The organism is Psychrobacter sp. T6-1, from assembly GCF_052258445.1.
On the sequence record NZ_JBQQFC010000274.1, the window covers coordinates 1 to 3,276 of the forward strand.

The 3,276-nt window shown below is 48.8% G+C and carries 4 protein-coding genes; all 4 read right to left on the reverse strand.

The genetic code is table 11. The features are described from left to right. Positions 1-2 precede the first annotated feature (2 nt). A complete protein-coding gene (locus ACTXGO_RS11520) occupies positions 3-1,025 on the reverse strand; it encodes a hypothetical protein (protein ID WP_443574592.1) in 1,023 nt (340 codons plus the stop codon). Positions 1,026-1,052: 27 nt separating this feature from the next. Then, positions 1,053-2,084 carry an AAA family ATPase gene (locus tag ACTXGO_RS11525; RefSeq protein WP_443574594.1) on the reverse strand — a complete coding sequence of 344 codons (1,032 nt, stop codon included), beginning with the start codon at positions 2,082-2,084 and terminating at the stop codon, positions 1,053-1,055. A gap of 127 nt (positions 2,085-2,211) precedes the next feature. Further along, positions 2,212-2,772, reverse strand: coding sequence for a c-type cytochrome (locus ACTXGO_RS11530; protein WP_443574595.1), 561 nt, complete (start codon positions 2,770-2,772; stop codon positions 2,212-2,214). Between the two features lie 144 nt (positions 2,773-2,916). Continuing rightward, positions 2,917-3,276, reverse strand: a 360-nt coding sequence (locus tag ACTXGO_RS11535) for an EAL domain-containing protein (RefSeq protein ID WP_443574597.1), incomplete at its 5' end; no start/stop codon positions are given.

A 3,276-nucleotide genomic window follows, 5' to 3' on the forward strand; every position in this document is an offset into this window, starting at 1 on the left:
AGTCATGGCGCTTTTGCCAACCGAAGCAAGCACGCTTGTGCAAAAGCGTTGCCTGCTCCAGTGCCCGTTTGCTGATTGACATCGATAGAGATTTCATTGGGCAGTTGCATCTCAAACGGTACACCAAGCTGACCTAAAGTCAGCGCACCGTACGCCAGTTGCGCCAGTTTTTGCTCATGGTTAGCTGCTGGCATATCGGCATAATCTAGCGTTTGCTCAGCGCCAACGGGATCAGCAAAATGTTTGGTAAACATACCCTGCCCACGCGCTACATGACCCCAAGAGACCCGTGCTAGCGACTCACCTGCGATATAAGTATCTAGGCGATCAAAGTCATCTTGCCCTTGCACATATTGCCCGCCTGCTTGCACATCATCTTGGCTAAGTGCTAGATACTTTGCTTGCCAATCAAAGGCTTGTGGCTTGGGATACACCCAAGCATGACGCGCAAAATAGACGTAAGACCAAGCGCGCATAATACCCAAAGGATAAGTGGTCTTGATCACAAGCCTTGGTAGCTCAAGCTGACCACGAGTATCGGTATAAATAGGTAGGCGTATGATTTGCTCACCGTCTACTCTAGCGATAAGCAATGGCTCTGCTGGTTGCGACGCTTTTGTTGCGGCGCGCTTTTGCTCAAACTCAAAGGCCAGTTGGCGTCTAGGCTGGCGGCTCTCGCTACGCAGTTGCAAAGTGACCCATACAGGCGCGCCTACCTCGGCGGTCGTGACGTCAAGCAAGCGTATCTGCAATCCTGATATATGAGCAAAGGTGACATGAAAGCTGATGAGCCAGACGCTAATCAAATAAAAACACAGCCCCAGCACCAAATTGTTGCCGTAGTTGATACCGGCGATAAAGGTAATGAGCAATAGCACCGCAAACAGCATCCCTTCACGACTAAAAAAAATATAGACATTACGCAGATTAAGAGTGGCGTTATCACTTCTTGGCGCGCGCTTAGCAAACCAGCGGGTGGATGCGGTTTTGATTGGTGAAGTTAAGGCGCGCGGCAAAAGACTCATAACCACCTTTATCTAAAAGTAAGCATGTTAAACGATGACTGGCACTGCCGCCATAATACGCTCAGCCATAGTTTGCGGCGCTTGTCCACTGATGATATGCGCTGGGATAAAGCGCTGGCCGAGCCTATGATCGGTGACTGCGGCAAATACTGCTTGAATATCCTCAGGCGTGGTCTCGCTATGACCAGACACATAAGCATACGCTTGGGCGGCGCGCTTAAGGGATAACACGCCGCGCGGTGAGAGACCATGATAGTCTTGACTGCTACGGGTTTTTGCGACCAAACGCTGCAAATAATCGAGTACCACATCTGCGACAAACACTTGCTCTACGCCCTCGATAGCCAGTAGCACCGCTTCGGTATCAAGTACGGCGGCTAAGCTATTAAGCAGCGCGCGGCGATCTTGACCTTGCAGTAATGCACGCTCTGCTGCAGGCGACGGATAGCCCAAAGATAAGCACATCAAAAACCGATCCAGCTGTGACTCTGGCAGCGGATAGACGCCCGCTTGTTGTAATGGGTTTTGCGTAGCAATCACAAAAAACGGCTTGGGCAAAGTATAAGTTTGACCATCTTGGGTGACTTGGCGCTCCTCCATGGCCTCAAGTAGCGCGCTTTGGGTCTTGGGGCTAGAGCGGTTGATCTCATCAGCGAGTAGCAGTTGGGTAAAGATAGGACCAGGTCGAAACTCAAAGCTAAGCTTGCTTTGATCATAAATACTCATGCCCAAAATATCGGCAGGCAGCATATCATTGGTAAACTGCACGCGGCTAAAGCTCAAACCGAGCAATTGCGCAAGGCCCTGAGCGAGGGTCGTTTTGCCCATACCGGGCAAATCTTGCAGCAACAAATGACCACCTGCCAGCACGCAACTAAGCGCAAGCTTAACCACTTGCGGCTTGTCCAGTACCACTTTATTAAGCTGACTAAGTAGGTGCGCGATACGCTGCTGATTGCTGGCATAGTCAGGTGTGGTTCTACTGGTACTATCAGTAGTTGTATCAAAAGTAGTCAAGTGAGCAGTAGCAGACAGGTGACGAGCATGGCTTTGAGACATAAGGAATAATCAGCTTTGTTATAAGAATATTTTTATAGCACTTTAGCTATCATAATAAAACAAGTGTCCTATATTTTTATCACACACTTAATTAATTTTGTAGCAATAACTGGGCCATGTATACAAGCTATCCAAAATCTGCGGCAGGTTTATGCTGCGCGCCCTCTAGCACGTCGACCCCGTCATCAGCTGACTGCTCAACGTTATCAGTATCTACCGCTTCAGTTGCATCGGTATCAGTCGCATTGCTACTAGTCGCACTGGCACGCAGCGTCGACACATAAGCGATCACATCCGCGCGCTCTTTACTATCTGGCATCGGGTCGGCTAGCATTTTGGAGCCAGGCATTGCTTTTTCGGCATCAGCGATGTAGGGATCTAAAGTGTCCGCGTCCCATACCCAATCTGATTTTCTCAAAGCTTCGCTATAGTCATAATCAGCTAGCATTGCCGCTTTTGCGCCATAAACATTCATAAGCTGCGGGCCTTTTTTGTTCAGCCCTGGGGTTAGCTGATGACACTGGGCGCAAGCCTCTTTATATATCAGTGCGCCTGCAATCGCGTCCCCTTGTGTGTATAGCGGCAAAGTCACAGGCGCGCGCATATCCGCGGGCGGCGCAGGCTCACAACCGATGAGGGATAATAGGGCAAGAGTAGTCGCGCTCATTGCACGCATAGCAAAATGCATGGGTTATAGTCTTTAGTTTGGGGATAAAACAGAGGGCTGCGGTTAAGCAGATTTACTTATTATACTTAAAACAATAAGCGTCCACCGATGCAAATGGTAAACGCTTTTAGAATATGGTCACAAAAGAGCGAGCAAAACATATTATTATGACGAACTCGTCATCTCGATAGTTTCTTTGGGTTCTTGTAGATAATAGCCTTGTAGATAGCGCGCGCCCACACTCCAAGCCACTGACATCGTTGCTGCGTCCTCGATATAAGGCATTAACACCTCTACATTGAGCTGATTGGTATTGTTTACCAAAGCTTTGAGAGTCTCAAAATTTTCCGTCTTATCGATATCTTGTACATAGTTATGTGCCAGACGTATCATGTCAGGCTCAACCATCTTGAGCACCTCCAGAGACTTAGCGGAGGAGCCAAAGTTATGCATACCGACATCACAGCTGGCCTGACTCAGCGCTGCAAATTGTGACTTGGCAATAATAAGGTGGTCAACAACGTC